Below are 3,413 nucleotides of genomic sequence, written 5' to 3'. Positions count from 1 at the left end.
GCTGGACCTGACCGGCGACGAGCGGCTGTTGCGGACGGCGCTGGACGGGGCGGTGCTGCTCGGGTGCGTGCTCAGCGAGGCGAGCACCCGGCGGGCCGAGGCGGGCGGCGCGCTGCTGTTCCCGACCATCCCGGATGTGCCCTACCAGGTGTACCGGAGCACCCTGTACACCCCGGCGGAACTGTTCGAGGGGTTCGACCCGGACCGGCCCGAGTCCTATATGGACACTCTGGATGCCCGGATCTACCGGCACAGCCGGGCTCGTGGCCGGCATCCGGGGGTGCTGCACGCGCTGGCCGAGCGGTTGCACGACCATGCGATCACCGAGGCGCTGGACGCGATGCTGGCCCGGCGCGGCGGCCGGCCGATCGCGGTGATGGGCGGGCACGCGCTGGCCCGGGACTCGGCGGCCTACCGCGCCGCGGTGGACCTCGGCGTGGCGATCGGACGCAGTGACGCCGGCTTCACGGTGCTGACCGGGGGCGGCCCCGGGGCGATGGAGGCGGTGCCGCTGGGCGTCCGGCTGGCCGGCGAGTCCAAGTCCACTGTGGACGCTGTGGTGCGGGAGATCGGTGCCGCGCCACGGTTCGGCGCCGGTCCGGCCGCGATCGGCGCCTGGCTGGCCGCCGCGCTGCGGGTGGGACTGCCGGACACCGGCCCGGCCGCCACCATCGGCGTGCCCACCTGGTTCTACGGCCACGAACCGCCCAACGCGGCGTGTGCCTTGCACGCCAAGTACTTCGCGAACTCGGCGCGGGAGGACGGACTGGTCACCGTGGCCACCGGCGGGGTGATCTACACGCCGGGCAGCGCCGGGACCGTGCAGGAGGTGTTCCAGGACTACACCCAGAACCACTACGACACCCCGGCGCCGATGGTGTTCCTGGGCAAGGACTTCTGGACCACCGAGGTGCCGGCCGCGCCACTGGTCCAGCAGTTGGCCCGGGGTCGGGCCGCCGAGCACTGGATCCTGGTCACCGACGACCCGGCCGAGGCCGTCGCGCTGCTCCGGAGCTACGCCGTTGACCAGGCCGGGCAGCCCTCCTAGAGTCCTCATATATGATATACGAGCGCGCGGCCCCGCCCGCGTCGCGCACCGACTTCGTGCTGGAGTCGATCAAGGCCGGGATCCTCGGCGGCGAGCTACGGCCCGGCCAGCCGCTGGTGGAGGCCGAGCTGGCGGAGCGTCTGGCGGTGTCCAAGACCCCGGTCCGGGAGGCGCTGAAGACCCTCGCCGGCACCGGGCTGGTGGTGATGAGCCCGTACAAGGGCGCCTCGGTGCGGGTGGTGGACGCCGAACTGGTCACCGCCGTCTACGAGGTTCGGGTGGTGCTGGAACCGGAGGCGCTGCGCCGCTCGGTGCTGCGCGGCGCGGACCTCGGCGCCGCCCGCGCCACCCTGGCCGAGGCGGAACGGGAGACCGAGCCGGCCCGGCTGAGCCTGATCAACCGGCGGTTCCACCGGGAGCTCTACACCGGCTGCGGAAACCGCCTGATGATCGGCATCCTGGACGGGCTGCGCGACCAGACCGCGCTGATCACCATTGCCGGCTGGGGAATCCAGCCCACCTGGCCGGCCGAGATCGCCGAGCACGGGGCGATGCTGGCCGCGGCCGAGGACGGCGCTGCCGACCGGGCCGCCGACCTGCTGCGCCGGCACATCCAGCGGTTCGCCGACCGCCTGATCGAGGAGTTACCGGATGACGCATGAAAGGCTGCGCGATGCCCTCGCCGGGGTCGTGGCGATCACGGTCAGCCCGTTCGGCACGGACGGCGACCTCGACGAGAAGGCCTACGCCACGCTGGTCGAACGGCTGCTGGCCGGCGGGGTCGGGGTGGTGACACCGAACGGCAACACCAGCGAGTTCTACACCCTGAGCCCGGCGGAGACCGAGCGGGCGGTGGACGTCACGGTGCGCACGGTCGGCTCCCGCGCCGCCGTGCTGTGCGGCGTCGGGCACGACGTGGCCACCGCGACCACGGCCGCGCGCTACGCCCAGCGGGCCGGCGCCGCCGGGATCATGATCCACCAGCCGGTGCACCCGTACGTGTCGCTGGCCGGCTGGGTCGACTACCACCGGGCCATCGCCGACGCGGTGCCGGACCTCGGCGTGGTGCTCTACGTGCGCAACCCGCGGATCGGCGGCGCCCAGATCGCCGCGCTCGGCCAGGCCTGCGGCAACCTCGCCGGGGTCAAGTACGCCGTGCCCGATCCGGTGCGCTTCGCTTGTGTGGCAAGGGATGCGGGGTTGGACCGGGTCACCTGGGTGGCCGGCCTGGCCGAGCTGTCCGCGCCGGGCTACTTCGCGGTCGGGGCGCGCGGGTTCACCTCGGGCCTGGCCAACGTCGCGCCTGAGCTGTCCGTCCGGATGCACACCGCACTGTCCACTGCGGACAGTGCGGCGGCGATGGCGGTCTGGGAGCTGGTCCGGCCGTTCGAGGAGCTGCGCGCGGCGGACGAGTCGGCCGGCAACGTCTCGGTGGTCAAGGAGGCGCTGGCCCAGCTCGGCCTGTGCCAGCGGGACGTCCGGCCGCCCAGCACCGTGCTGGACCCGGCGCAGCGGGCGCGGATCGGCGCGATCCTCGCGTCCTGGGACCTGTCTTGAGATCACCCGAACAGCTCCGCAGCCACCGCTGGTACGGCGGGGATGGGCTGCGCTCGTTCAGCCACCGGGCCCGCAGCCGCCAGCTCGGGCTGGGCCCGGAGGAGCACCTCGGCAAGCCGGTGATCGCGATCCTGAACACCTGGAGCGGCATCAACCCGTGTCACATGCACCTGCGGGAACGGGCCGAACAGGTGGCCAGGGGCGTGTGGCAGGCCGGCGGCTACCCGGTGGAGTTCCCGGTGTCGACGCTGTCCGAGACGTTCCAGAAGCCGACCCCGATGCTCTACCGCAACCTGCTGGCGATGGAGACCGAGGAGCTGCTGCGGTCCTACCCGGTGGACGGCGCGGTGCTGCTCGGCGGCTGCGACAAGACCACCCCGGCGCTGCTGATGGGCGCCGTGTCCGCGGACCTGCCGGCGATCTTCGTGCCGGCCGGGCCGATGCTGGCCGGGCACTGGCGCGGTGAGCTGCTCGGCAGCGGCACCGACATGTGGCGCTACGCCGACGAGCGCCGGGCCGGTCGGCTCGGCGAGGCGGAGTGGTCGGAGCTGGAGGCGGCGCTGGCCCGCTCACCCGGGCACTGCATGACGATGGGCACCGCGTCCACGATGACCTCGGCGGCCGAGGTGCTCGGCATGACGCTGCCGGGCGCGGCGTCCATCCCGGCGGTGGACTCCGCGCACCACCGGATGGCGGCGGCCAGCGGGCGGCGCGCGGTGGACCTGGTGTGGGCGGACCTGCGACCGTCGAAGATCCTGGACGCGCGGGCCTACACCGACGCGGTGACCACGGTGCTGGCGCTGGGCGG

General features: G+C 73.5%; 4 protein-coding genes. All 4 read left to right on the top strand.

Annotated elements, in window-relative coordinates; translation table 11 throughout:
- Positions 1 to 1,048, top strand: a 1,048-nt coding sequence (locus tag VFO68_RS14255) for a hypothetical protein (protein ID WP_325158744.1), incomplete at its 5' end; no start/stop codon positions are given.
- Positions 1,049 to 1,059: 11 nt separating this feature from the next.
- The gene (locus VFO68_RS14250; protein ID WP_325158743.1) at positions 1,060 to 1,710 is read left to right on the top strand and encodes a GntR family transcriptional regulator; all 651 of its coding nucleotides are present in this window, start codon (positions 1,060 to 1,062) and stop codon (positions 1,708 to 1,710) included.
- The gene (locus VFO68_RS14245; protein ID WP_325158742.1) at positions 1,700 to 2,605 is read left to right on the top strand and encodes a dihydrodipicolinate synthase family protein; all 906 of its coding nucleotides are present in this window, start codon (positions 1,700 to 1,702) and stop codon (positions 2,603 to 2,605) included. The genes VFO68_RS14250 and VFO68_RS14245 overlap by 11 nt, the downstream gene beginning before the upstream one ends.
- Positions 2,602 to 3,413 (top strand): dihydroxy-acid dehydratase (locus VFO68_RS14240; protein ID WP_325158741.1); only part of this gene is annotated, 812 nt, incomplete at its 3' end. The genes VFO68_RS14245 and VFO68_RS14240, both read left to right, overlap by 4 nt.

The sequence above is a fragment of the Actinophytocola sp. genome, assembly GCF_035712165.1.
GTDB lineage: Bacteria > Actinomycetota > Actinomycetes > Mycobacteriales > Pseudonocardiaceae > DASYTH01.
The sequence above is the reverse complement of the archived record's forward strand: the minus strand, read 5'-3'. Positions and strand labels throughout refer to the sequence as shown.

What these genes read in the sequence shown, in the direction of transcription:
- VFO68_RS14245 (WP_325158742.1), top strand. Translation starts at nt 1,700, where the DNA reads ATGACGCATGAAAGGCTGCGCGATGCCCTCGCCGGGGTCGTGGCGATC.
- VFO68_RS14250 (WP_325158743.1), top strand. Translation starts at nt 1,060, where the DNA reads ATGATATACGAGCGCGCGGCCCCGCCCGCGTCGCGCACCGACTTCGTG.